The sequence below is a fragment of the Sulfurospirillum barnesii SES-3 genome, assembly GCF_000265295.1.
Lineage (GTDB): Bacteria > Campylobacterota > Campylobacteria > Campylobacterales > Sulfurospirillaceae > Sulfurospirillum > Sulfurospirillum barnesii.
Window position 1 is genome coordinate 618,135 of the sequence record NC_018002.1, and the last position, 23,934, is coordinate 642,068.

Sequence of the window (23,934 nt, forward strand, 5' to 3'; positions counted from 1 at the left end):
ATGAGGAGCAATCTTTGAAAAAGATTCTTTTTTTAATGGCTGCATTTGCAACATTTGCATTTGCGGGTGAAGCTGAAACAATTAAAGCGTATTCAGTTCTTACCGTTGGTATCGTTTTAGGTCTTGCTGCATTTGGTGCGGCAATTGGTATGGGTAACACAGCATCTGCTACAATTTCTGGTACAGCTAGAAATCCTGGCATTGGTGGTAAACTTGTAACAACAATGTTTATTGCACTTGCGATGATTGAAGCACAAGTTATTTATGCACTTGTTATTGCGTTAATTCTTCTTTACAAAAACCCATTACTTGGTTAATAAAAAGTAAAAAATGAAGGGGCATTAAGTCCCCTTTTCTTCTATGCGGACGTGGTGGAATGGTAGACACACTACCTTGAGGTGGTAGCGCACTACGTGTGTGGGGGTTCAAATCCCCCCGTCCGCACCATCTAATTTTCTTTATTTCTTCTTTTATTTAGATTGATGTTCACTTATGTTAGTATTCCAAAGAATTAAACTTTCAAGGCTCTTTCATGCGAGAATTAGAATTAAAAAATATTTTAAAAGTTGACAACAGAGAGTTTTTAGTCTCAACCATTAGTATGCATGTGCGCCACTCTTTTTTTGAAGGTGATTCAAAAAAAATTGTGTATGAAACCATGGTGTTTGAAATTATCAATGACGAAGTGCAATTTCATCGTTCTATTTTTAATGAACGTTATAATATGGCAGATGAAGCGATTGCTGAACATGGTGCTATCATTAAAAACCCAAAATTTTTTTTATCGGCTAGCTTAAATCTTTAAGAATTTTTTTTATTTAAAAAGTAGTATAGATACTTAAATGCTTAAGTAATTCTTCCCCCTTTTTTCCTCCTTTTATGACATATTTTTATAGGTTTGATTTAATAAAAGAAATGATAAAATACCAAAATTTTGACTAAATTTTTAGTTAATTTTAAACAAAAAAGGTTGCGTCCATGGAAGTTAATCTGATTGCAGAAAGCTTAAAATTCTTGGTTTTGGGCATGTCTACGGTATTTACATTTTTGGTTTTGTTGGTTCTGGTTTTAAATCTACAAGCTAAAATTATTATGAAGTATTTTCCTGCAAAAAAGGAGAATATCACGATGGGTCATTCTTCTTTAGAATCATCCTCTCAAGGTCACTTAGCAGTTGTGGCAGCAATTGCTGCTTCTCTTCAATCATACAAACAATCAAAATAGTATAAAAGGGCAGAATAAGATGGCTAAAAAATACATCGATGTGATGGATACGACGTTTAGAGATGGATTTCAATCTGTTTTTGGTGGACGTGTGTTGATGGATGATTTTCTTCCAGCAGTAGCAGCAGCACGTGAGGCAGGCATTAGCCACTTTGAATTTGGTGGGGGCGCACGTTTTCAAAGTCTTTATTTCTATTTAAATGAAGATGCGTTTGTTATGATGGATAAATTTAGAGAAATTGCAGGTCCTGAAGCAAATTTACAAACTCTTGCACGTGGCGTAAATACCGTTATGCTTGATACAGGTAATCGTGAATTAATTGATTTGCACGCTAAAATGTTTAAAAAACACAGCACAACAACGATTCGTAATTTTGATGCTCTGAATGATGTTGAAAATTTAAAATACAGTGGTGAACGTATTGTGCATCATGGACTTAAGCACGAAATTGTTGTCACCATGATGGATTTACCTCCAGGATGTGTGGGTGCACACGATGTTGCTTTTTATGAAAAAACTCTTAGAGAAATTTTAGATTCAGGTATTGTGTATCACAGTATCTGTTTTAAAGATGCCAGTGGAACGTCTAGCCCTCAAAAAGTTTATGAAACTATTAAAATGGCACGTAAACTTGTACCAGAAGGAACGCATTTACGCTTGCATACGCATGAAACAGCTGGGGTTAGTGTCGCATGTTACTTAGCAGCGCTTGAAGCAGGTGCGGATGGTATTGATCTTGCGGCATCACCTGTGAGTGGTGGTACGTCTCAACCTGATATTTTAACCATGCTTCATGCGGTAAAAGGTCAGAATTATGACCTTGGTGGGTTAGAGCTTGAAAAAATCTTAAAATATGAAGATGTCTTACAAGAGTGTTTAAAAGATTATTTTATGCCACCTGAAGCAACGCAAGTTTCTCCATTAATTCCTTTTTCTCCAATGCCTGGTGGTGCACTCACTGCCAATACACAAATGCTTCGTGATAATAATATTTTGCATAAATTTCCTGAAGTGATTAAAGCGATGCGTGAAGTGGTTGAAAAAGGTGGCTATGGAACGAGCGTAACACCTGTCTCTCAATTTTATTTCCAACAAGCATTCAATAACGTCATGTTTGGTCCATGGAAAAAAATTGCAGAAGGGTATGGCAAAATGGTCTTAGGTTATTTTGGAAAAACACCTGTTTCTCCTGATTCCGAAGTTGTTTCTTTGGCAAGTGAACAATTAAAACTTGCACCTACAACAAAAAATGCACTCGATTTAGCCGATGCCGATGATACAAAATCCCTTTTACATGTAAAACAGATTTTAGAAAAAGAGAACCTTGAAGTCAGTGAGGAAAATCTTTTAATTGCCGCAGCATGTAAGGAAAAAGGTATTGCTTTCTTAAAAGGCGAAGCAAAAGTGAATGTGAGAAAAGTCTCTGCTAAAAAAGAGGAGAGCTCATCTTCTGCTCAATCTGATTTTACAGTAACGGTTAATGGTCAAAAATACCATGTGAAATCAGATAACAACAGTGCATCTATTATCGTTAATGGTGAAAGTTATGAGATTGACATCAAAGAGGGGGTTGAAGAAGGCAGTGTGATTGCATCTTCAACAGCCGCCGCTTCTTCAGGCGTTGAAATCAAAGCAGGATTACCAGGTTCTATTTTTAAAGTATTGGTAAATGTGGGTGATAAAGTCACAGAGGGTCAAGCCGTTGTCGTCATTGAAGCCATGAAGATGGAGATAGAAGTAACCGCTCCTAATACAGGTGTAGTAAGCGCTGTTAAAGTGAAACAAGGTGATACCATTGTTAATGGTCAAGTCCTTGTTGTCTTGTAAAGAGTTGCCCATGAAAAAAATAATTCTTTATTTTCTCATGCTTTTGAGCTTAAGTTTTATGACAACCTCCTTGTCTGCGAGTGAGGAGACAAAGGCAAATCTAAATCAAGACTATAAATCTAAAAGTGTTTCAGAACTTTTTGGCTCACTGTATGAATCAACAGGATTGAATGCGATTATAAATCCACAAGAGGGTCTTCTTTCTCATGGAACAGTTGTATCAACCTTTAATCAAAGCGTTGGTAGATTAATGATGATGGCCATTTGTTTTGTTTTGTTTTATCTTGCCATCGCAAAGGGGTTTGAGCCTTTATTATTGATTCCGATTGCTTTTGGTGGTTTTTTGGCAAATATTCCATTGGCCGATATTGCAGGACCTGATGGTTTCTTGGGTATTTTATTTAATATGGGTGTTTCAACAGGACTCTTCCCTATTATTATTTTTATGGGTGTTGGCGCCATGACCGATTTTGGTCCATTGTTAGCCAATCCAAAAACTGCGCTTTTGGGTGGTGCTGCACAATTTGGTATTTTTGGTACGATTGTGGGTGCTGCTGCTCTTTCTCAATACACAGGCATTATAGATTTTTCACTCAAGGAAGCTTCTGCCATTGGAATTATTGGTGGAGCGGATGGTCCAACCTCTATTTTTGTTGCTTCCAAATTAGCCCCTGATTTATTAGGTGCTATTGCCGTTGCTGCATACTCCTATATGGCATTGGTTCCGATTATTCAACCTCCCATCATGAAAGCGCTCACAACAAAGGCAGAACGACAAATTAAGATGGAGCAGTTGCGAGAAGTTTCAAAACTAGAAAAGATTGTATTCCCATTAACGGTTATGGTGATTTGTATTTTGGTATTACCCGATGCAACACCATTGGTAGGTGCGTTAACGTTTGGTAATTTTGTCAAAGAATCGGGTATGGCAAAACGTCTTTCTGATACTATGGAAAATTCATTGATTAATATTGTTACCATCTTTTTAGGACTCTCTGTTGGTTCAAAACTAGCAGCTGAAAAATTTTTAGTGCCTGAAACACTTGGTATTATTGTTCTAGGACTTGTTGCATTTTCAATGGGAACAGCTGGTGGTGTTATTATGGCTAAAATTATGAATAAATTTAGCACACAAAAGATTAATCCACTGATTGGTTCCGCAGGCGTTAGTGCTGTGCCTATGGCTGCAAGGGTTTCGAATAAAGAAGGTATGAAAGAAGATCCAACCAACATGCTTTTAATGCATGCAATGGGTCCAAATGTAGCGGGTGTTATTGGTTCTGCAGTTGCAGCAGGTATTTTGTTGTCAATTTTTAAATAACTGTTTTAAGGGTAAAAAGGTATGTCGAAGATTAACGAAATTGAGAAGCTTGGTTTAACTAACATTGGTAAGGTGCATTATAATATTGGTTATGATGAGTTACTTGAACAAGAGATAAAAAACAATGAAGGTCGTGTTACTCGTAATGGTACCTTTAGCGTTGATACAGGTATTTTTACAGGAAGAAGTCCTAAAGATAAATATTTTGTGGACCAAGCACCTTCTAATCAATACATCTCATGGGGCAAAATTAACCAAAAAATCAGTAAAGAAGTTTTTGATGAATTGTTTGACAAAGTTAAAAAACAACTCTCCAACAAAGATATTTACATTCAAGATGCTTACAGTGGCGGAAGTTTAGCAAGTCGTAAAAGTATTCGTGTGGTGACAGAAGTAGCATGGCAGGCACACTTTGTAAAAAATATGTTTATTCGTCCAAACGAAGAAGAATTAGCTACGTTTAAGCCTGATTTTACACTTTACAATGCATGTAAAGTGGTGGATGATGATTATAAAAAACATGGGCTTCATTCGGATGTTTTTGTCCTTTTTAATGTGGAAGAAAATATTGCTATTATTGGTGGTACATGGTACGGTGGTGAGATGAAAAAAGGCATTTTCTCTATGATGAACTATTGGTTGCCACTGGAGGGAAAACTCTCCATGCATTGTTCTGCCAATGTGGGCGAAAAAGGGGATACTGCACTTTTCTTTGGACTTTCAGGCACGGGTAAAACCACACTTTCAACAGACCCAAAACGTAAATTGATTGGTGATGACGAACATGGTTGGGATGATGAGGGAATTTTTAATTTTGAAGGAGGCTGTTACGCTAAATGTATTAATCTTGACCCAAACAGTGAACCTGAAATTTATGGTGCCATTAAGAAAGATGCACTCTTAGAAAATGTGGTCATTGATGAAAACGATGTCGTTGATTATTCAGATAGCTCAAAAACTGAGAATACACGTGTTTCCTACCCTATTTATCACATTGAAAATCATGAAAAATCTCTTCAAGCAGGGCATCCTAAAAAGATTATCTTTTTAAGCGCAGATGCTTTTGGTGTTTTACCTCCTGTCTCAAAACTCAGCAAAGAGCAAGCAATGTACTACTTCTTAAGTGGTTATACGGCAAAAGTTGCAGGAACGGAACGTGGTATCACAGAGCCTGTAGCAACGTTTAGTGCATGTTTTGGTGAAGCATTTTTACCTTTACATCCAACCGTATATGCCAAATTATTGGGTGAGAAGATTGATAAGCATGGGGTGGATGTCTATTTGGTTAACACTGGCTGGAGTGGCGGTGGTTTTGGCATTGGAAAGCGTATGAGCATTAAAGCGACACGTGCGTGTATTAATGCCATCTTAGATGGCAGTATTAACGATTCTGATTTCGAGGCTATTCCTGTTTTTAACATTCAAGTTCCTAAAACACTTGCAGGTGTTCCCACAGAGCTTTTAAATCCTAAAAATACATGGGAAAATAAAAGCCTTTACGATGCAACCAGAGATGAGCTTGCGGGTATGTTTATTGAGAATTTCAAGAAATACATTACTGCAGATTCTGATTTTTCACACGCAGGTCCAAAACTCTAATTTTATCTTTACATGTAAAGGTTTTTTGCCTTTACATGTAAAAAATCCAAGCCTTTGAAAGAAGGCGTACTATGCTTGTAAAACACAAGAAGTTTATTATCCAAGGAGACGTTTTAATGTCAAAACTATGGTCGGGCAGGTTTGCCAAAGGTGGTGCGCAATTACTCGATGAATTTAATGCCTCATTGCCTTTTGATAAAAAGTTGTATGAAGAAGATATTAAAGGTTCAATTGCCCATGCAAGCATGCTTGCAAAACAAAATATTTTAACACAAGAAGAGGCTGAGCAGATTGCTCAAGGTTTAATGCAGATTAAGCAAGAGATTGAAGAGGGCATATTTGAATTTCACATTTCACAAGAAGATATTCATATGGCGGTTGAGACACGTTTAATTGCTTTAATTGGTGAAGCAGGAAAACGTCTGCATACCGCACGTAGTCGCAATGACCAAGTAGCTCTTGATTTTAGATTGTATGTTCAAAAGCAAACCTTAGTGATTGTGCATGTCTTAGAAGAGCTTATTGACGTGTTGATGCACATCTCAAAAGAGCATACGCATACGCTTTTGCCTGGCATGACGCACCTTCAGCATGCACAACCCATTAATTTTGCCTTTCATCTTTTAGCCTATGTGTCTATGTTTAAACGAGATATTGAGCGTTTAGAAAGCTCATACCATCGCAATAACATTCTCCCTCTAGGCTGTGCAGCGCTTGCTGGAACGCCACACAAAATAGACCGTGAATATGTCGCGAAGCTTTTAGGCTTTGATGGTGTGAGTGTGAACTGCTTAGATACCGTAAGCGATAGAGACTTTGCTTTGGAAATTCTTTTTAATATCTCAACCATTATGATGCATGTCTCTCGTTTTGCAGAAGAGCTGATTTTGTGGTCAAGTTATGAGTTTAAATTCATTACCTTAAGCGATGAGTACTCCACAGGTAGTTCGATTATGCCTCAAAAGAAAAATCCTGATGTACCTGAACTTTTACGTGGAAAAACAGGACGGGTGAATGGCAATTTGATTTCATTGCTGACCGTTCTTAAAGGACTTCCTTTAGCGTACAACAAAGATATGCAAGAAGACAAAGAGGGTGTTTTTGATAGTGTAGAGACGGTGTTTATCTCTTTGAATATTCTCAAAGAAGCGATTCGTACGATGAGTATTAATAAGGAACGTATGCGTCAAGCTTGCGAAGTGGGGCATTTAAGCGCAACCGATTTGGCGGATTATTTGGTTCAAAAATGCAATATTCCTTTTCGTGAAGCGCATTTTATTACAGGACGTGCTGTCGCACACGCAGAGAGTTTGGGAATAGATTTAAGCAAACTCAGTGTGGAAGAGCTTCAAAAAGTGGATGCACGTATTGGTGATGATGTGGTAGACTCTTTGAGTTTAATCAATTCGATGAATGCAAGAGTCTCGCAAGGGGGAACAGCAACCACTGCTACATGTAAACAGATTGAACTCTTTGAAACGTGGATAAACGAGCGTAAAAAAGGGTAAAAAGAAGAGGTGTGACCTCTTCTTTAAGTATTACAAAAATTTGCGAGAATCACTGTCACTTAAGTGGTTCCATGAAAGCTTAGCGCCACCTAAGAGGTGAAAATGCAGATGCATGACCTCTTGCCCTCCATCGCTACCGTTGTTGGTAATTAAGCGGTATCCACTCTCATCCAATCCTAGAAGTTTTGCAACTTTGTGTGTGAATTCTGTGAGTCCCACCATGATTTTTGGATCAACCTCTTGAAAGCAGGTGTACTCTTTTTTAGGAATAATCAAAATATGAATCGGCGCTTTTGGATTGATGTCATGAAACGCTAAAAAATCGTCATTTTCAAGGACTTTATTGCATGGAATTTCGCCACTTACAATTTTACGAAAGATGCTCATAGGCTTCTCCTCTTTTTCAGAGGATTTTAACCTTTTATAATTAAAGTTTCACTAAAATGAGAATGCTAATACAAACCCCTGTGATGAAAGGCTACTGTTTGAAAGAGATAGAAAATGCGATTGTTTCATGCGAATCGCTTAATGAATTAGACAAAATACGAGTCTCTCTTTTTGGCAAAAAAGGACATTTTGCAGCACAATTCGAAGAACTTAAAAAGCTTGATGGTGATGCCAAAAAAGAGTTTGCACAAAATCTAAATAGTAATAAAGAAAAATTTTTAGAACTGCTTAACCATAAAAAAAGTATTCTTGAATCGAAAATGGTTGAAGAAGAGATGAAAAAAAGCAGTGTCGATGTCACGCTGTTCAACCAAGAGAGCAGTGCAGGTGCTTTGCATCCTGTGATGGACACTATGGATAAAATCATAGAGTATTTTGTAAGTATGAACTTTTCCATCGAAGAAGGACCTCTCGTTGAAGATGACTTTCATAATTTTGAAGCCCTTAACTTACCTAAGTACCATCCTGCGCGCGATATGCAAGATACCTTTTATTTTAAAGATTCAATGTTGCTTCGAACGCACACCTCGCCTGTACAAATTAGAACCATGCTTAAACAAAGTGCACCTATTCGGATGATTTGCCCAGGGGCTGTTTTTAGACGTGATTTTGATATTACGCATACACCAATGTTTCACCAAGTGGAAGGTTTGGTCGTTGATAAAACAGGTGTTGTTTCCTTTGCCAATTTAAAATTTATTCTTGAAGACTTTTTAAAATATATGTTTGGCGATGTTAAAGTGCGTTTTCGCCCTAGCTTTTTCCCATTTACGGAGCCTAGTGCAGAAGCCGATATTAGCTGTATTTTCTGTAAAGGTGAGGGATGTCGTGTCTGTTCACACACAGGTTGGCTTGAAGTCTTAGGCTGTGGCGTGGTAGATTCGAATGTCTTTAAAGCTGTAGGCTATAAAGATGTCAGTGGTTATGCTTTTGGATTAGGTGTAGAGCGCTTTGCGATGCTTTTACATCAAATTCCAGATTTGCGTTCATTGTTTGAGGGTGATTTGAGATTATTGGAGCAATTTAGATGATAGTAACAAAACAGTGGTTAAATGAATGGATTGATATAGGGGCAATAGAGACGGATACCATTACTCTTGCCTTGAATGCTATTGGATTAGAAGTCGATGGCGTTCAAAAAATACGTGTACCTCACAATGTTGTTGTTGCTAAGGTTATTTCGTGTGAAAAACACCCTAACGCAGATAAATTAAATGTGTGTCAGGTGGATGTGGGTGGAGATATTCAGCAAATTGTGTGTGGTGCAAAAAATGTAGCCGCAGGGCAATTGGTTGCAGTTGCTCTTATGGGTGCAGAACTTCCTGGTGGGCTGAAAATTAAAAAAGCCAAATTGCGTGATGTGGAATCGTGCGGTATGATTTGTTCATCTACGGAACTAGGACTCCCCAAAATCAATGATGGCATTATGATTTTGGATGAGAGCATTGGCGAGCTTATTTTAGGTAAACCCTTGTGTGAGTATCCTGTGCTCAATGATGATGTGATTGAGATTGGCTTAACACCCAATCGAGGGGATTGTCAAAGTATTTACGGTGTTGCCCGTGATTTAAGTGTCTATTTTGATGTGGAAGTGAGAACATTAGGGCAAAAAGAAGAAGAAGAGAATCAACCAGGTGTAGGTCGTGTGCTTCATTTGCAAGGCAGTGAAACACTCAATGGTTCTTACATGTACAAAGTTTTTGATAACACTGAAATTGCCGTGCCATTGCTTGTAGAATTGCGTTTGGGTATGGCAGAGATTGAATCTTCGTGTTTGTTAAATAAATTAATAGAGTACGCAACCTATGTGACAGGTGTTTTACTACGAGCGTATAATCATGCGTGTTTTTGTGAAAAAGAGGATAAAGCAAAAATTATTATTACCAAAGATGAGCATGAGTTAGATGCTATTTATGCGTACGATGGCTCCAAAGTAGCTATTACAGGCGTGACTCAGATGAGTGAATGTAAAGCCAGTGCTTTAGATAAACGCATTATTATTGAGGCTAATTATACGCATCCTGAAATTATTGCTTCACGCAGTGCCAATAAGAAACTAGGGGCAGATAAGCATTTGTATCGCTCCTCAAGAGGCAGTGAGCCTAAACTCTCTTTTGGTCTTCATTATTTTATGAAAATGCTTATGAAACGCTCGGCTGTTATGCTTTATGCAGATTCACAACAGATGGTACACGATTTTGAAGAGCAGGTTGTCAATGCCCATCAAAGTGACTTAAATGCAATGATTGGGGAAGAAATTCCTAAAAGCCGTATTATCAAAATTTTAAAACATTTAGGTTTTGGTGTTAATTTTGCTTTTGAACAAGACGTTATGAATATAAAAATTCCACAATTTCGCCCTGATGTACAAAATATTCAAGATATTTGCGAGGAGATTGTGCGTATTGTAGGTATTGATAATATTACATCAAAGCCATTTGTTTTTGCTGAAAAACTCAAAATTAACCAACCCTATATTGATTTTAAAAAGAGGATGATGTACCGCCACCGCTGTGTGGCAGCAGGATTTTTTGAAACCCTGCATTTTGTGTTTGACAACAGCGAAAATGCCAAAAAATTTAATTTGCCATTACTAGACGATGCGCTTGAAGTGGCAAATCCTATTACGAGTGAGCTGAATACCTTGCGAAGCTCTTTACTTCCAAATATTCTCAATGCTGTTTCTAATAATCTTAAGTTTGGGAAAAAACGTGTGGCTTTGTTTGAAGTGGGCAGTGTATTTGATACAAAACGTCATGAGTACAAAAAAATGGCATTTGTGTTTAGTGGCGAGAATGGAATTGCTGAAATTGCAAACCATGGAAAGCCTAGTGAGATTGATTTTTTCACGTTTGCCTCTAAGATTCAAACAATTTTAGGTCATTTTACCCTCTTGCCTTTGGACAAAGTCAATGGTATGTGTAGCCCGTATGAAGCAGCACGTGTGATGATTGATGGTGTAGAAGCTGGCTATATGGCACGGGTCAATGTGCAAGTTGAAAAAGCGCTTGATTTATCACGTACGTATGTGTGTGAACTTGATTTTGATGTGCTCTCCTATGGTCGTAAAATTGCCAAGGAGTATTCGAAATTACCTTCTTCATCACGTGATTTAAGTCTTCTTGTAGATGCAAAAATGCAATATGCTACGCTAGAGACTTTTATTGCTTCCATCGCACCTAAGGCATTGGTGAAGTTCTTAGTGATTGATCGTTATGTGCATGAGAGTTTGGGTGAAAAGGTTAGTTTAACCCTCAGATTTCAATTTCAATCTATGGAAAAAACGTTTGAAGAAGAAGAAATTTCAGATATGATCGAGGCTTTACAAACACAGCTCAATGAAAAATTTGGAATAACCATTCGATGAAAACCTTACATGTAAAGCCAAAAGGTCACTTTTCGTTTACAACACAAAGCATTGCGAGTGATAAGTCTATCTCACATCGCTGTGCTATTTTTTCGCTTTTAAGCGATAGAGCGTCTGTGATTGAAAACTATTTACCCGCAGAAGATACCTTGTGCACTTTAAGTATTGTGGAATCTTTAGGTGCGCACATTGAAAAAAAAGAGGATGGTACGCTAATAATCACCCCTCCAGATGAGATTGTGGAGCCACCTTTGATTTTGGATTGTGGAAATTCAGGCACAGCCATTCGCTTGCTAATGGGCTTTTTATCAACCTGCAAGGGTTTTTTTGTATTGTATGGCGATAAATACCTCTGTTCTCGTCCTATGCGCCGAGTGGCAGACCCATTAAGAAGTATTGGAGCACTCATTGATGGCAGAAGCAATGGTAATTTTGCGCCTCTTAGCATTCGAGGGGAAAAACTTAAAGCCTTTCATTATGAGAGTAAAATTGCTTCGGCACAGGTTAAAAGTGCACTCATTTTAGCCGCACTTCACGCCGATGGTGTCTCAACGTTTCGTGAGCCAGAGTTGAGTCGTGACCACAGTGAGCGCATGCTTCGAGGTATGGGTGCTCAAATTGTTTCTGAGGGTTTACATGTAAGCATTCACCCACAAACTGCACCGCTAAATCCTTTGCACATGAAAGTTCCTAATGATCCTTCAAGTGGCTTTTTCTTTGCCGTTGCAGCTGCAATTAACACAGGAAGTTCTGTGACCTTACACAATATGCTTTTAAATCCTACACGCATTGAGGCCTATAATGTGCTTCAACGCATGGGTGCTGAGGTTCAATTCATCGAAAAAGAGAACGTGTACGAGAGTGTGGGTGATATTATTATTACGGGCAAAGAGTTGCATGGTGTGGACGTGAGCGAAAATATTGCATGGCTGATTGACGAATTGCCAGCACTTTCGATTGCATTTGCCTGCGCAAAGGGTAAAAGCCTTGTGAAAAATGCACACGAGTTGCGGGTAAAAGAGAGCGATAGAATTTCAAGTGTGGTCAATAATCTTCGCTTATGCGGTATTGCGGTAGAAGAGTTTGAAGATGGCTATGAAGTCAGTGGTGGGGCACTTCACAGTGCAAGCATTAATAGTTTTGGTGATCATAGAATTGCTATGAGTTTTGCTATTGCTGGTACAAAAGTAGCCATGGAAATTGAAGACATTGAATGTATTAATACCTCCTTTCCAAATTTTATTGAGCTTTTATCTCAGATTGGAGATGTAACACCGTGCAAATTAAATTAGCAGAGAGTTATGGCTTTTGCTTTGGCGTAAAACGTGCCATTAAAATTGCTGAAAATACCCAGAATGCTTCGACCATTGGGCCTCTTATTCATAATAACGAAGAGATTAATCGTTTGCGTGAAAATTTTAATGTCAAAACCTTGCATGACATCTCTGAAGCAAAAGGTGTTGATAAAGCGATTATCCGAACGCACGGTATTCCAAAGAAAGATTTGGAAAAATTGGTTAATAGCAACGTTGAAGTGATTAATGCGACCTGCCCTTATGTCACTAAACCGCAAGAAATTTGCGAAAAAATGAGTCAAGAGGGTTATGAAATTGTTATTTTTGGTGATGCCAATCATCCTGAAGTTAAAGGGGTTGAAAGCTACGCAATCCACGGTGCTTTTGTGGTTCAAAGTATTGATGAATTAGAACAAATAGTTTTTAAAAAAGGTAAAATTGCAGTGGTTTCTCAAACCACCCGTAAGGTCAGTGAATTTTTAGAAATCACCAGCCATTTAATTACCCATTACAAAGAGGTACGTGTGTTTAATACCATTTGTAATGCCACCTTTGAAAATCAAGATGCCGCACGCAAACTAGCAAAAGAAGCCGATGTGGTCATTGTGATTGGTGGGAAGAACTCTTCTAATACGAAGCAATTGCACAGCATTTGTAAAGAGTATTGTCCTGATAGTTTTTTAGTTGAGAGCGAGAAAGATTTAGACCCATCATGGTTTAATGGAAAAATGCTTTGCGGTGTGACCGCAGGTGCTTCAACACCTGATTGGATTATTCAAAAAATTATTGAAAAAATAAGTGAAATTAAAGTATAATAGACAACTTTTGCATGTTTACATGTAACTAAATGTGTTAAAAATCAATCAAAAAAGGGTATACAATGGTAAAAGAGGCGAACAAAGCTGTTCATACTGACGCCGTGGACGAACATGAGGAGATGGATTTTGCGGCGATGTTGGAAGAGTCTTTCAAAGATTCTGAGAAAGATGCGCTCATCAATGGTGTGGTCGTTGCAATTAAAGAAGATGTTATTTTAGTAGATGTGGGTAAGAAGTCTGAGGGACGCTTAAACGCTTCAGAAGTAACAGATGAGAATGGCAACATTACATGTAAAGTTGGTGATGTAATTCCTGTAGTTATTACAGGTTTCAGAAACGAAAGACCAGCGGTTTCGCACAAAAAGGCCCTTCGTAAAGATCGTATTAAAGCCTTTATTGCAGAGTATAATGAAGAAGAAGATGTGGCATTTGATGTCAAGATTACGGGTAAAAACAAGGGTGGATTTATTGCTGAGAACAAAGATGGCATTGAATTTTTCCTTCCACGCTCACAAGCAGCAGTCAAAGATATGAACAGCTTGATGGGTAAAACCTTGAAAGTTAAAATTATTAAAATTGATGAAGCGACAGAATCGATCATTATTTCTCGTAAAAAATATTTAGACGATGATCGTAAAAAACGCAAAGAGATTGTTCAAGAACTTATTGACCGTGATGAAGTGGTAGATGGAACGATTAAAAAAATTACAACCTATGGTATGTTCGTAGATGTGGGTGGTATTGATGGTTTAGTACATTACAGTGAAATCAGTTACAAAGGCCCCGTCAATCCAGGTACTCTTTACAAAGAAGGTGAAGTGATTCCTGTTAAAGCCATTAAATATGACAAAGATAAACGTCATTTATCACTCTCTATTAAAGCGGCTATGCCAGATCCTTGGGATGAGATTAAAGATGAGTTAGAAACAGGTGATTCTATTCAAGTGACTATCAGCAACATCGAACCATACGGTGCATTTGTTGATTTGGGTAATGATATTGAAGGCTTCTTACACATTTCTGAGATTTCATGGGATAAAAACATCAAACACCCACGTGATTACATCGAAGAGGGACAAGTGGTTGATGTTGAAGTCATTGAAATTGATGCAAAAGAGAGACGTTTACGTGTTTCTTTAAAAAATGTTTTGGCGAAACCTTTTGATGAATTTAGAAAGAAATTTAAAGTAGGTGATATTGTCAAAGGTGAGATTACAACGATTACCGCTTTTGGTGCATTTGTTAAAATTGGTGGTATTGAAGGCCTTCTACACAATGAAGATGCTTCATGGGATCGTAATAATAAATGCAAAGAACTTTTTGCTGTTGGCGATGAAGTAGAAGTAAAAATTGTTAAAATTGATGAAGAAGCAGAGAAAGTCTCTTTAAGTAAAAAAGAGTTAGAAGATAGCCCTATTCAAAAATATGCCAAAACACATGAGAATGGTGATATTGTTCATGGAAAAATCAGAGACATTAAAGAATTTGGTATTTTTGTTGAGCTTGAAGAGAATGTTGATGCACTGATTCGTAAAGAAGATTTGGGTCAAGTAAATGAGGCTGATCTTAAAATTGGCGATGAAATCGAAGCGGCTATTACCTTTATTGATGATAAGAAAAATCGTATCAGACTCTCTGTGAGACGTCTTTCTAAACTCAAAGAAAGAGAAGCACTTAAAGAGATCAATAAAGAAGAAAAAATGACGCTTGGAGATATTTTAAAAGATCAATTGAAGTAATCCATGCAAAGAAAAGTACTCGGTACACTTTTTGTATTACTTTTTGTAGGAGTGGGATTGTTTTTATCCCGACTCCTGCATCAAGACATCGAAATGAGCCTTGATATTCCTGAGTACACATCTTCCAAAATACCACAGATCAATGCACCTTCAAACCCAAATGTATGGATCAAAGAGATGGCACAGAAAGATTCACGGGATTTTATTTTTCCTGTAAATGAGCTTTTTATGCAAATTGATTTGGCAAAAGAGTTGGGTGGAAATGGAAAAATGAAGTCGTTTCGCTTGGTGATTGATCGAGCGGATCGTTACTCGCTCTTTTGCATTATTCAGACATTAACATCATTGCATTTGCCTTACATGGTGATTAAAGAAGATAAAGCCCCCATTATATTTGTTGAAGAAAAAAGTATTAAAAAGTTAGAAGGCGTTGTTTTAGAGCTTGAAAAATATGATATAAAATCAAAAATTGTTGAGGTTTGGTTATGAGAACAAAAAAAATCATTGTATGCGATGCAATCCACGAAAAAGGTTTTGAAATCTTACGTGCTGAAAAAGATATTGACGTTGTTGATGCCGTCAAGCTTCCCAAAGATGAATTATTAAAAATCATAGGTGACTGTGATGTTGCCATTACACGAAGTTCTACCGATGTGGATGAGAAATTTTTAAATGCAGCCAGTAATTTAAAAGCGATTGTAAGAGCGGGTGTGGGTGTTGACAATGTTGATCAAGAGGGATGTTCAAGACGTGGTATTATTGCCATGAATGTTCCAACAGCCAATACCATTGCTGCAGTTGAACTTACGATGGCACATCTTTTAGGCTGTGCACGAAGCTTTCCCAATGCTAACAATCATCTTAAAATTGATCGTATCTGGAACCGTGAAAAATGGTACGGCGTTGAACTTGCTGAGAAGCGTTTAGGTGTGATTGGTTTTGGTAATATTGGAAGCCGTGTGGCGATTCGTGCGAAATCTTTTGGTATGGAAATTGTAGCCTATGATCCGTATATTCCTGCATCTAAAGTCACGGATCTTGGAATGAGCTACACCACCAATTTTGATGATATTCTAGCATGTGATTTTATTACGATTCATACTCCTAAAAACAAAGAAACACTCAACATGATCTCTCATGATGAGATTGCAAAGATGAAGGATGGCGTGCGTCTGATTAACTGTGCTAGGGGTGGCTTGTATAATGAAGAAGCCTTGCATGCAGGACTTAAGAGTGGAAAAATTGCTTTTGCAGGTATTGATGTATTTTCCAAAGAGCCCGCAACAAACCATCCACTTCTTGATTTAGAAAATATTTGTGTGACACCCCATTTAGGTGCAAATACCTTAGAGTCTCAAGAAAAAATTGCGATCCAAGCAGCGGAGAATGCTATTAGTGCTGCACGAGGCATTAGTTATCCTAATGCGCTTAATTTGCCAATTAAAGCGGAAGATATGCCAGCTTCATTAAAACCTTATTTAGAATTAGTCCAAAAAATGGGCTTTTTAGCTGCGCAACTTAATCGTTCCGCCATTAAATCTATTCGTCTTGAGCTTGAGGGAGATATTGCTGAATTTGGCAAATCACTCTTAACCTTTGGTGTGGTAGGAGCACTTAGTGAGACCAACGAAACGACTGTGAATTATGTTAATGCAGAGTTTGTCGCCAAAGAAAAAGGGATTGAGAGTAAATTTGAAGTTTTAGGCAGTACGAGTGGTTATAAGAACAAAGTCACACTGGTATTGGTTACCGATAAAGATGCTATTAGTATTAGCGGAACCGTTTTTGGTGAAGATGAGCAACGCATCGTGGGCATTAACGGCTTCAAGTTTGATTTTAAACCTAAAGGCAAAATGATTATCTTTAAAAATAACGATGTCCCAGGGGTTATTGCGAAAATCACCTCTATCTTGGCACAAGAGGGCATTAATATTGCTGATTTTAGATTGGGGCGTGGTGCACACCAATTTGCTATGGCGGTTATCTTAGTGGATACGGATATTGATAAAAAAATTATCACTGAACTCAATAAGCTCGAAACATGCGTTTGGGTTGAATACGCTGTTTTATAAGAAAAGGAAAAAAGTACAATGCTAAGAGAAAAATTCACTCCCATCTGTTTTTTATCGGCCCTAGGAGCTGGAGGACTCTCTGTCTCCTTTTTTATCTATTTAATGTTCATGGTGCCTCATGTTGGGGTTCCCATGACCACTTTTGAGTTTTTTTACCCAGCCCTTATGAAAGGTGATTGGCTCTCTTTTGTAAGCGGTGCTAGTGCTTTGGGTATTCTATTTTTTGCCTTTTATCACTTTAAACTTTTATGGTGGAACATTAAACAATACACACTTTATAAACAAACCGAAGCGTATCAGCGTTTAGTGACATCTAATGCTGAAGTTACATTGATGACATTACCTTTAACCTTTACCATGACTATTAATGTGTGTTTTGTTTTAGGGGCTTTGTTTGTTCCTCATTTGTGGAGTGTGGTTGAGTACCTTTTCCCTTTTGCTTTAATAGGGTTTGCGTTGTGCGGTTACTTTGCTCTCAAATTTTTTATTGCTTATTTTACCCGTTTGATTGTCAAAGGTGATTTTGATTTTGCAAGTAACAATAACCTCTCTCAAATGATTTCTATTTTTGCGTTTGCTATGGTGGCTGTTGGATTTGCAGCGCCTGGTGCTATGAGTCAGTCGTTGGTTATTAATGCCATTGGCATTTTTTGTGCTATCTTTTTTAGCGCTATTGCGCTTTTATTGCTTCTCATTAAAATGATTTTTGGGTTTCAAAATATTTTCCAACAAGGTATTGCACAAGAAGCAAGTCCTTCTTTATGGATTATGATACCTATCTTAACCCTTTTAGGCATTACGTTTATTCGCATTAGTTTTGGGCTTGACCATCATTTTGATCAAAAAATGGCAAACGCATCGATGTTTACATTTACCAGCTTTGTACTTTCCTTGCAACTTATCTTTGGTGTCATTGGTTATAAAGTAATGCGTAATATTGGCTATTTTGAGACCTTTATTCATTCAAGTACTCTTTCGCCAACCAGTTTTGCATTGATTTGTCCAGGGGTTGCGTTTATGGTTTTTGGAATGTTTTTTGTGCATATGGGCTTGGTTGCCAATAATGTATTTACCCAAAATTCATTGGTTTATTTTCTCATGTTACTGCCTTTTATTTATATTCAATTTCAAACCATTCTTTACTTTTTTAAGCTAAAGAATAAATTTTTTTCATAGATAATTATTTAATTCTAAAATAGTTATCTTAATTTTTTCTAATTAATAAAGCAATAAATAAAATGTGATACCATCTCTTTTCTTGTCTATAAAGATAATAAGACGTAGATAAAAAAGGGAGTGTATTGCATGAAAATGTTTGTTTATCTCTGTTTTGTGGTTACGGTTTCATTTGCCACTTCACCATTAAGTCTTCATGATGCTCTTGAAAAGCTCAAAAGCAATAACCACGAGATTGATATTGCAAAGCGGGATGAGCATATCAGTGCATTGGAAGCAGAAGTAGCTACTGCAAGTTCTTTAGGTTCTCTTGATTTAAGTCATAACTTGTTACGTAGCAATGATGCACTCAATATTTTTGGTTATAAACTACAATCACGTGAAGCACGTTTTACAGATTTTGGGTTTCGACAGCTTGATATGAGTAACCCAAACTATGATGCCAAACCAAGTGATTTAAACGAGCCACCAAGTCGCAACCACTTCTCCACACAACTCACCTATAGCCTACCTCTTTATAGCGGCGGAAAAATCAGTTACTATAAAAAAATTACCAAAGCCTTGCATCATTTAAGTACACTCACACGAGAAGAGACAAGTTTACAAAAACAATACGAAGTCAAAAAAACATTTTATGACATTGCCCTTGTAAAAGATTACATCACAGATTTGGCTTTCATTGAAAAAACCATGCAAAAACTTTACACAAAAGCAGCGGCACTACGAGAAGAGGGATATGCTAAAAAAGTAGACCTTTTAGAAATTGAAACTCGTCTAGCAGAAGTTGGGCGTCATTATGAGAGTGCTAAAGCAAACGAAGCAATGCTTTATCATTATCTCTCGTTTTTGTTGGATGAAACGGTCAGTGAAATTATCACACCCACGATTGAAACATTGTCTTTTGAGATTCATGAAGAGGCGATTTTAAACGATAATATTCGTGTGAAACAAGCAGCCCAAAATCTTGAAATATCAAAAATGAACATTGCTTTAGAAGAGAGTGCTTATTATCCGCAAATTGGTGCGTTTGTACAGTATGGCAGTGCGGACAATCATTGGATGAATGATTTTTCAAAAAACGATGCGTATACGGTCGGCGTACAGATAAAATGGAATCTTTTTAATGGCGGTGCGGATAAAGCCAATGTTGAAAAAGCGCGTGTTCACAATTTAAAAGCGCAACAAGCTTTTATTTTGTCACAAAAAAGCCTGCTTTTACATGTAAAACAACTGCAAACAAAACTTCACACCTATGTATATGAAATTAAGAGTTTAAAAAAAGAGGTTGAATTAGCACAGATGATTTATGAAAATTATGCAGGACGTTATGAGCAAAAGCTTCTTTCGATTCATGAAGTGATGCTCAAACAAACCGAAGCCTTGCAAGCGGTTTTAAAACTCAAAGAGGCACAAAATGCACATAACGATACGATCTTTGAACTTGAAAAAATAGCTAGGAGTACAGATTGATGAACGGTTTACATGTAAAGATTTTTTTCCTCTTTCTTTTGAGTGTTTCGCTGAGTGCTGGTGAATTACTCTTAAGTGGTCGTGTGATTTCAGAGAATGAGAAAAGTATTAGCAGTCGCTATATGGGCTATGTTCAAGAAGTTCGAGTGAATGAGGGTGATGTCGTCAAAAAAGGTGATTTGCTTTATAAAATTGATGCTAAAGAGATTGATAGTGCAATTGAACAGAGCAATCTAGCCATTGCACAAGCAGAACTCTCTTATGAAATGTATCAGATGCAATATTCCAATGCAAAACTTAATTTAGAACGTCACCAGCGTTTGTTAGAAAAAGATATGGTCTCACAATTTGAAGTTGAAAATTTACAACTTAATACCAACAATCTAAAAACCATGATGCAGATTGCTCAAAAACAGATTGCAACAGCCAAACAAAAACGCCTAGAAGTAAAAAATCAATACCACTATTTGGAGGTGAGAGCGCCCAATGACAGTGTGATTATTCAAAAAAATATTCACGCTGGAGAAATGGCATTGGCGGGTGTTCCTGCATTCATTCTTTCTGATATTTCCACACTTAAAATTAGTGCAGAGATTCCAGAAAGCTACCTTGGAAGTGTGAAAGTTGGGGATAAAGCTTCTGTTTGGATTGCATCCATTGGGTGTAAAAGTGAGGGTGTGGTTGAAGCGATTATTCCTACTTCAAACCCCATGACCCATGCATTTAGACTGAAAAGTAGTTTTACATGTAACGAGGCAACGGCATATCCTGGGATGTATGCAACCGTTACTTTAGGTGGATTGTGATGTCACGTTATAAAGAAAAATATTTGGCAGGGTATTTGGCACGTCTTTTTTTACGCAATCCTCTTACGATGATTTTAGGGGTGAGTTTAATTGCATTGGGGGTGATAGCCCTTGTGATGATGCCTCGCGAAGAAGACCCCCAAATTTCAATTAGTGGTGGTGTGGTTATGGTAAGTCTACCAGGTGCGAGTGCCGCTGAAATTGAACAGGTGATCGTGAAGCCATTGGAGCGTCGTATTAAAGAGATTAAAGGCGTGGAGCACGTGTATGGCATTGCCAGCGATAATGTAGGGATTGTCAATGTAATGTATTATATTGGAGAGAATCGTGAGGCATCTAATTTAAAGCTTTACGACAAGGTGATGCAAAATATGAATCATTTACCAAAAGGGGCATCAACACCCTTAGTGCGTCCATTGGATATTGATATAGATATTCCTATTTTATCTATAGCCTTTTATGCCAAAGATGCCAATGCGACAGATTCTGTAGCATTGTATAAACGCATAGAAGCTTTTCGTAATAGCTTAGGTACGATGCCAAATTTGGCGAAAACAGAACTAAAAGGGGAGCATAAGGAGCAGTTTACTATTGAGGTTGACCTCTTAAAGCTCTCAGGGTACCATTTGGGTTTAGATCAGATAAGCACAGCTTTAAATGCACTTACTACCCAACTTCCTGATATAACAAATCATAGCAAAGAGGGAAAATTGCTTGTTTTTGGCATCAAAAATGCCTTAGAAGATGTAAAAGATATTGAAAATGTCATTGTAGCGCACGTAGGTGGTTCGGCGATTTACTTAAAAGATGTGGCACATGTCTCTTTAGGGTATGATGTTCAAAACCTAAAACAAGCTTATATTAGTTATAAAAATGCCGATGGCTCGTTTACGCCTTTACAAGAACAAGTCACCTTATGTATCTCAAAGCTAAAAGGCTCCAATGCCGTGGTGATTGCGGAGGATGTTTTGGCTCGGTTGGATGCGTACAAAAGTGAACTCTCTAAAGAAGGCATTGCTTATAGTGTAACACGAAACTATGGACAAAGAGCCAATGAAGCGGTCAATGAATTGGTCTTTCACTTGCTGATTTCTATTGTGATTATTGCGCTTTTGTTGATTTTTATTTTGGGATGGAGAGAAGGGCTTATTGTTACGTTAACCGTACCTGCTATTTTAGCGATTACTATTTTTATTGCGTATATGAGCGGTCAAACGATTAATCGTATTACGCTTTTTGCATTTTTATTAAGCCTTGGGCTTTTGGTCGATGATGTGATTGTTGTTATTGAAAATATTCACCGTCACTTACACAGTAAATTTGCGAAAGATACATCTATGGGTGAGTTACTCATTGAAGCCACCGATGAGATTGGAGCTCCTACCAATTTGGCTACCATAGCCATTATTTTAACCATGGTTCCTATGGCATTTGTAGGGCAAATGATGGGAGAATTTATGAAACCTATCCCTTTAAATGTTCCTGTTGCCATGACCGCTTCACTTTTAATTGCCTATATTTTTACTCCATACCTTGCTTTAAAACTACTTAAAAAGCCAAAAAAACATTCAGGAGCGCACCATGATGAAACGCTTTGAGCAGTTTATTCATGACATTTTACTGGATGTACGCAAAAAACGATTGGTTTTGTTACTAACAGTGTTGGCATTTAGTGCATCTTTGATGATGTTTCCTACCCATGCGGTTCTTGCTAAAATGCTTCCCTCTAAAAGCACCAATACTTTCTCCATCTATGTGGATTTACCCAAAGGTAGTTCTGTTTTTCAAACACAGCAGGTCAATCAATGCGTGGTTGCTTTCTTGCAAAAGGAACAAGAGGTGCAAAACATTGAAGTCTTTAATGGGATGGGCTCTCCATTGGATTACGCAGGGTTGGTGAAAGGCTCTGGTTTTAAAAGCGGTGAGCATGTAAGTGAAATTGTAGTCAACCTAAGTGATGCCCACGAAAGAGATGAACGCTCCTATGCTATGGTGCACCGTTTGCGTCCTATTATTCAAAAAAGCTGTGAGCCATTGGTGGAAAAAACATCTATCAAAATGGTAGAACAACCAGCCGGCCCTCCGACACAAGCAGCTCTTGTAATTGAGCTTTACGGTGAAAAAAGTACATCGCTCACTCCTTTGGCTGAAAAAATTAAAGAGATTCTCTCACAACATCGTGATTTAGCGGATGTGGACGTTTTGTTTGATGAAATTTATCCCAAACTCTCTTTGCGCATTGATCATGAAAAAGCTCTGAGGGCAGGATTGAGTATAGAATACATTCATAAAATGCTCTATTTGGCGTTTGAGGGTATGGAGGTCAGTTATAAAAACAGTGAAAATTCGCCTTCTCAAATCCCCATTTTTGTAGTTTTAAGTGAAAATTCCAAGCGCTTAGCACAGCTTAGCAAAGAGGCATTGTATGCAAAACTCACATCGTTTCGTTTACGAAATACACAAGGTATGTTGGTGCCACTAAGTGAAGTGGTGCACATTGATGAGGTTTTTTCAACCCCTACCATTATGTCAAAGAACCTTCAAACCATGGTAAGCATTGTCGCTGAGGCAGATTTGGTGTCTCAGGTCTACCCACTCTTAGATGTTCGAAGCACCATTAAAGAGCGCCTCAGTGAGTTCTACGAGATTCAAAACACACATTTGTTTGATTTAAAGCTAAAAGATAAACGCAGTGGGGAAGTCTTTGAATTGGTTTTTGATGGTGAGATGAAAGTGAGCATGGATACGTTTAGGGATTTAGGTGGTGCTTTTATTGCGGCGTTGGTGCTGATTTTCTTATTGATGGTTGTGTATTATAAAAGTTTTGCGATTGCGGGAATTGTTCTTTTAGGAAGTTTTCTCTCTATTATTGGGGTTATTTTTGGGCATTGGTTGATGGATCTCTTCTCCAAAGAGACTTTCTTTTTAACAGCAACGTCTCTGATTGGATTTATTGCTTTAATGGGCATTAGTTCACGTAATTCTTTATTGTTGATTGATTTTACAGAGGCAATGATGAAAGTGGGAATTGAGAAAAAACGTGCCATAGCGCTTGCGAGTGCAACACGCTCAAAGCCTATTTTTCTTACCGCAGCAGCGATTATTTTAGCCAGTACATTGTTAGCGACAGACCCTATTTTTGGAGGGTTGGGGGTAGCCCTTATTTTTGGAACCATTGCAGCGGTGATTGTCTCATTGATAGTCGTGCCTGTACTGATGGATAATACAAAAGCAATTTAAAATACCTTTACATGTAAAACGCTA

At 37.8% G+C, this 23,934-nt stretch carries 20 protein-coding genes and 1 tRNA gene; 20 read left to right on the forward strand and 1 reads right to left on the reverse strand.

All coding sequences use genetic code 11. The features are described 5' to 3' along the window. Positions 1–14 precede the first annotated feature (14 nt). From SULBA_RS03250 to argH, 8 genes are all read left to right on the forward strand, one after another. Positions 15–317 carry a F0F1 ATP synthase subunit C gene (locus SULBA_RS03250; protein ID WP_014768843.1) on the forward strand — a complete coding sequence of 101 codons (303 nt, stop codon included), beginning with the start codon at positions 15–17 and terminating at the stop codon, positions 315–317. Between the two features lie 45 nt (positions 318–362). Beyond that, positions 363–447: transfer RNA gene (locus tag SULBA_RS03255), tRNA-Leu, on the forward strand. An 85-nt stretch (positions 448–532) separates the two neighbouring features. Then, positions 533–805, forward strand: a complete 273-nt coding sequence (locus tag SULBA_RS03260) for a hypothetical protein (protein WP_014768844.1) — start codon at positions 533–535, stop codon at positions 803–805. Positions 806–978: 173 nt separating this feature from the next. Next, positions 979–1,224 (forward strand): OadG family transporter subunit, encoded by a 246-nt coding sequence (locus SULBA_RS03265; protein ID WP_014768845.1) that lies wholly within the window; start codon positions 979–981, stop codon positions 1,222–1,224. A gap of 19 nt (positions 1,225–1,243) precedes the next feature. Continuing rightward, the gene (locus SULBA_RS03270) at positions 1,244–3,052 is read left to right on the forward strand and encodes a biotin/lipoyl-containing protein (protein WP_014768846.1); all 1,809 of its coding nucleotides are present in this window, start codon (positions 1,244–1,246) and stop codon (positions 3,050–3,052) included. A 10-nt stretch (positions 3,053–3,062) separates the two neighbouring features. After that, complete coding sequence (locus SULBA_RS03275) at positions 3,063–4,373, forward strand: sodium ion-translocating decarboxylase subunit beta (RefSeq protein ID WP_014768847.1); 1,311 nt, start codon at positions 3,063–3,065, stop codon at positions 4,371–4,373. Positions 4,374–4,394: 21 nt separating this feature from the next. Next, a complete protein-coding gene (gene pckA, locus SULBA_RS03280; RefSeq protein WP_014768848.1) occupies positions 4,395–5,972 on the forward strand; it encodes a phosphoenolpyruvate carboxykinase (ATP) in 1,578 nt (525 codons plus the stop codon). Between the two features lie 116 nt (positions 5,973–6,088). After that, on the forward strand, positions 6,089–7,480 hold the full coding sequence (gene argH / locus SULBA_RS03285) for an argininosuccinate lyase (protein ID WP_014768849.1): 1,392 nt from the start codon (positions 6,089–6,091) through the stop codon (positions 7,478–7,480). A 30-nt stretch (positions 7,481–7,510) separates the two neighbouring features. On the opposite strand, the gene SULBA_RS03290 is transcribed toward argH, so the two are convergent. Continuing rightward, positions 7,511–7,867, reverse strand: coding sequence for a histidine triad nucleotide-binding protein (locus tag SULBA_RS03290; RefSeq protein WP_014768850.1), 357 nt, complete (start codon positions 7,865–7,867; stop codon positions 7,511–7,513). 83 nt (positions 7,868–7,950) lie between these two features. On the opposite strand from SULBA_RS03290, the gene pheS reads away from it, so the two are divergent. The 12 genes from pheS to SULBA_RS13240 all read left to right on the forward strand — a co-directional run bounded on the left by pheS (position 7,951) and on the right by SULBA_RS13240 (position 23,910). After that, a complete protein-coding gene (gene pheS / locus SULBA_RS03295; protein WP_245391454.1) occupies positions 7,951–8,958 on the forward strand; it encodes a phenylalanine--tRNA ligase subunit alpha in 1,008 nt (335 codons plus the stop codon). Next, complete coding sequence (pheT, locus tag SULBA_RS03300) at positions 8,955–11,294, forward strand: phenylalanine--tRNA ligase subunit beta (RefSeq protein ID WP_014768852.1); 2,340 nt, start codon at positions 8,955–8,957, stop codon at positions 11,292–11,294. Before pheS ends, pheT begins: the two co-directional genes overlap by 4 nt. Continuing rightward, on the forward strand, positions 11,291–12,586 hold the full coding sequence (aroA, locus tag SULBA_RS03305) for a 3-phosphoshikimate 1-carboxyvinyltransferase (RefSeq protein ID WP_014768853.1): 1,296 nt from the start codon (positions 11,291–11,293) through the stop codon (positions 12,584–12,586). The genes pheT and aroA overlap by 4 nt, the downstream gene beginning before the upstream one ends. Next, entirely contained in the window at positions 12,571–13,404 is an 834-nt protein-coding gene (locus tag SULBA_RS03310; protein ID WP_014768854.1) for a 4-hydroxy-3-methylbut-2-enyl diphosphate reductase, read from the forward strand. Before aroA ends, SULBA_RS03310 begins: the two co-directional genes overlap by 16 nt. A 65-nt stretch (positions 13,405–13,469) precedes the next feature. Next, on the forward strand, positions 13,470–15,146 hold the full coding sequence (locus tag SULBA_RS03315; protein WP_014768855.1) for a 30S ribosomal protein S1: 1,677 nt from the start codon (positions 13,470–13,472) through the stop codon (positions 15,144–15,146). Positions 15,147–15,197: 51 nt separating this feature from the next. Next, a complete protein-coding gene (locus SULBA_RS03320; RefSeq protein ID WP_245391455.1) occupies positions 15,198–15,635 on the forward strand; it encodes a hypothetical protein in 438 nt (145 codons plus the stop codon). Further along, positions 15,632–17,218, forward strand: coding sequence for a phosphoglycerate dehydrogenase (gene serA / locus SULBA_RS03325; RefSeq protein ID WP_014768857.1), 1,587 nt, complete (start codon positions 15,632–15,634; stop codon positions 17,216–17,218). Before SULBA_RS03320 ends, serA begins: the two co-directional genes overlap by 4 nt. An 18-nt stretch (positions 17,219–17,236) precedes the next feature. Continuing rightward, positions 17,237–18,394, forward strand: coding sequence for a TsoY family (seleno)protein (locus SULBA_RS03330; RefSeq protein ID WP_014768858.1), 1,158 nt, complete (start codon positions 17,237–17,239; stop codon positions 18,392–18,394). A 129-nt stretch (positions 18,395–18,523) separates the two neighbouring features. Continuing rightward, positions 18,524–19,864: a TolC family protein gene (locus SULBA_RS03335; RefSeq protein ID WP_014768859.1), complete on the forward strand. Its 1,341-nt coding sequence runs from the start codon at positions 18,524–18,526 to the stop codon at positions 19,862–19,864. Continuing rightward, positions 19,864–20,670, forward strand: coding sequence for an efflux RND transporter periplasmic adaptor subunit (locus SULBA_RS03340; RefSeq protein ID WP_014768860.1), 807 nt, complete (start codon positions 19,864–19,866; stop codon positions 20,668–20,670). Before SULBA_RS03335 ends, SULBA_RS03340 begins: the two co-directional genes overlap by 1 nt. Continuing rightward, positions 20,670–22,268: an efflux RND transporter permease subunit gene (locus SULBA_RS13235; RefSeq protein WP_014768861.1), complete on the forward strand. Its 1,599-nt coding sequence runs from the start codon at positions 20,670–20,672 to the stop codon at positions 22,266–22,268. The genes SULBA_RS03340 and SULBA_RS13235 overlap by 1 nt, the downstream gene beginning before the upstream one ends. After that, a complete protein-coding gene (locus SULBA_RS13240) occupies positions 22,252–23,910 on the forward strand; it encodes an efflux RND transporter permease subunit (RefSeq protein WP_014768862.1) in 1,659 nt (552 codons plus the stop codon). Before SULBA_RS13235 ends, SULBA_RS13240 begins: the two co-directional genes overlap by 17 nt. Positions 23,911–23,934: the final 24 nt, after the last annotated feature.

Bases quoted from the DNA above. Each gene is read 5' to 3' on its own strand.
- SULBA_RS13235 (WP_014768861.1), top strand. From the start codon at position 20,670: ATGTCACGTTATAAAGAAAAATATTTGGCAGGGTATTTGGCACGTCTT.
- SULBA_RS03330 (WP_014768858.1), top strand. From the start codon at position 17,237: ATGCTAAGAGAAAAATTCACTCCCATCTGTTTTTTATCGGCCCTAGGA.
- SULBA_RS03265 (WP_014768845.1), top strand. From the start codon at position 979: ATGGAAGTTAATCTGATTGCAGAAAGCTTAAAATTCTTGGTTTTGGGC.
- SULBA_RS03315 (WP_014768855.1), top strand. From the start codon at position 13,470: ATGGTAAAAGAGGCGAACAAAGCTGTTCATACTGACGCCGTGGACGAA.
- pheT (WP_014768852.1), top strand. From the start codon at position 8,955: ATGATAGTAACAAAACAGTGGTTAAATGAATGGATTGATATAGGGGCA.
- SULBA_RS03260 (WP_014768844.1), top strand. From the start codon at position 533: ATGCGAGAATTAGAATTAAAAAATATTTTAAAAGTTGACAACAGAGAG.
- pheS (WP_245391454.1), top strand. From the start codon at position 7,951: ATGAAAGGCTACTGTTTGAAAGAGATAGAAAATGCGATTGTTTCATGC.
- SULBA_RS03275 (WP_014768847.1), top strand. From the start codon at position 3,063: ATGAAAAAAATAATTCTTTATTTTCTCATGCTTTTGAGCTTAAGTTTT.
- pckA (WP_014768848.1), top strand. From the start codon at position 4,395: ATGTCGAAGATTAACGAAATTGAGAAGCTTGGTTTAACTAACATTGGT.
- SULBA_RS03270 (WP_014768846.1), top strand. From the start codon at position 1,244: ATGGCTAAAAAATACATCGATGTGATGGATACGACGTTTAGAGATGGA.
- argH (WP_014768849.1), top strand. From the start codon at position 6,089: ATGTCAAAACTATGGTCGGGCAGGTTTGCCAAAGGTGGTGCGCAATTA.
- SULBA_RS13240 (WP_014768862.1), top strand. From the start codon at position 22,252: ATGATGAAACGCTTTGAGCAGTTTATTCATGACATTTTACTGGATGTA.
- SULBA_RS03340 (WP_014768860.1), top strand. From the start codon at position 19,864: ATGAACGGTTTACATGTAAAGATTTTTTTCCTCTTTCTTTTGAGTGTT.
- serA (WP_014768857.1), top strand. From the start codon at position 15,632: ATGAGAACAAAAAAAATCATTGTATGCGATGCAATCCACGAAAAAGGT.
- SULBA_RS03290 (WP_014768850.1), bottom strand. From the start codon at position 7,867: ATGAGCATCTTTCGTAAAATTGTAAGTGGCGAAATTCCATGCAATAAA.
- SULBA_RS03335 (WP_014768859.1), top strand. From the start codon at position 18,524: ATGAAAATGTTTGTTTATCTCTGTTTTGTGGTTACGGTTTCATTTGCC.
- aroA (WP_014768853.1), top strand. From the start codon at position 11,291: ATGAAAACCTTACATGTAAAGCCAAAAGGTCACTTTTCGTTTACAACA.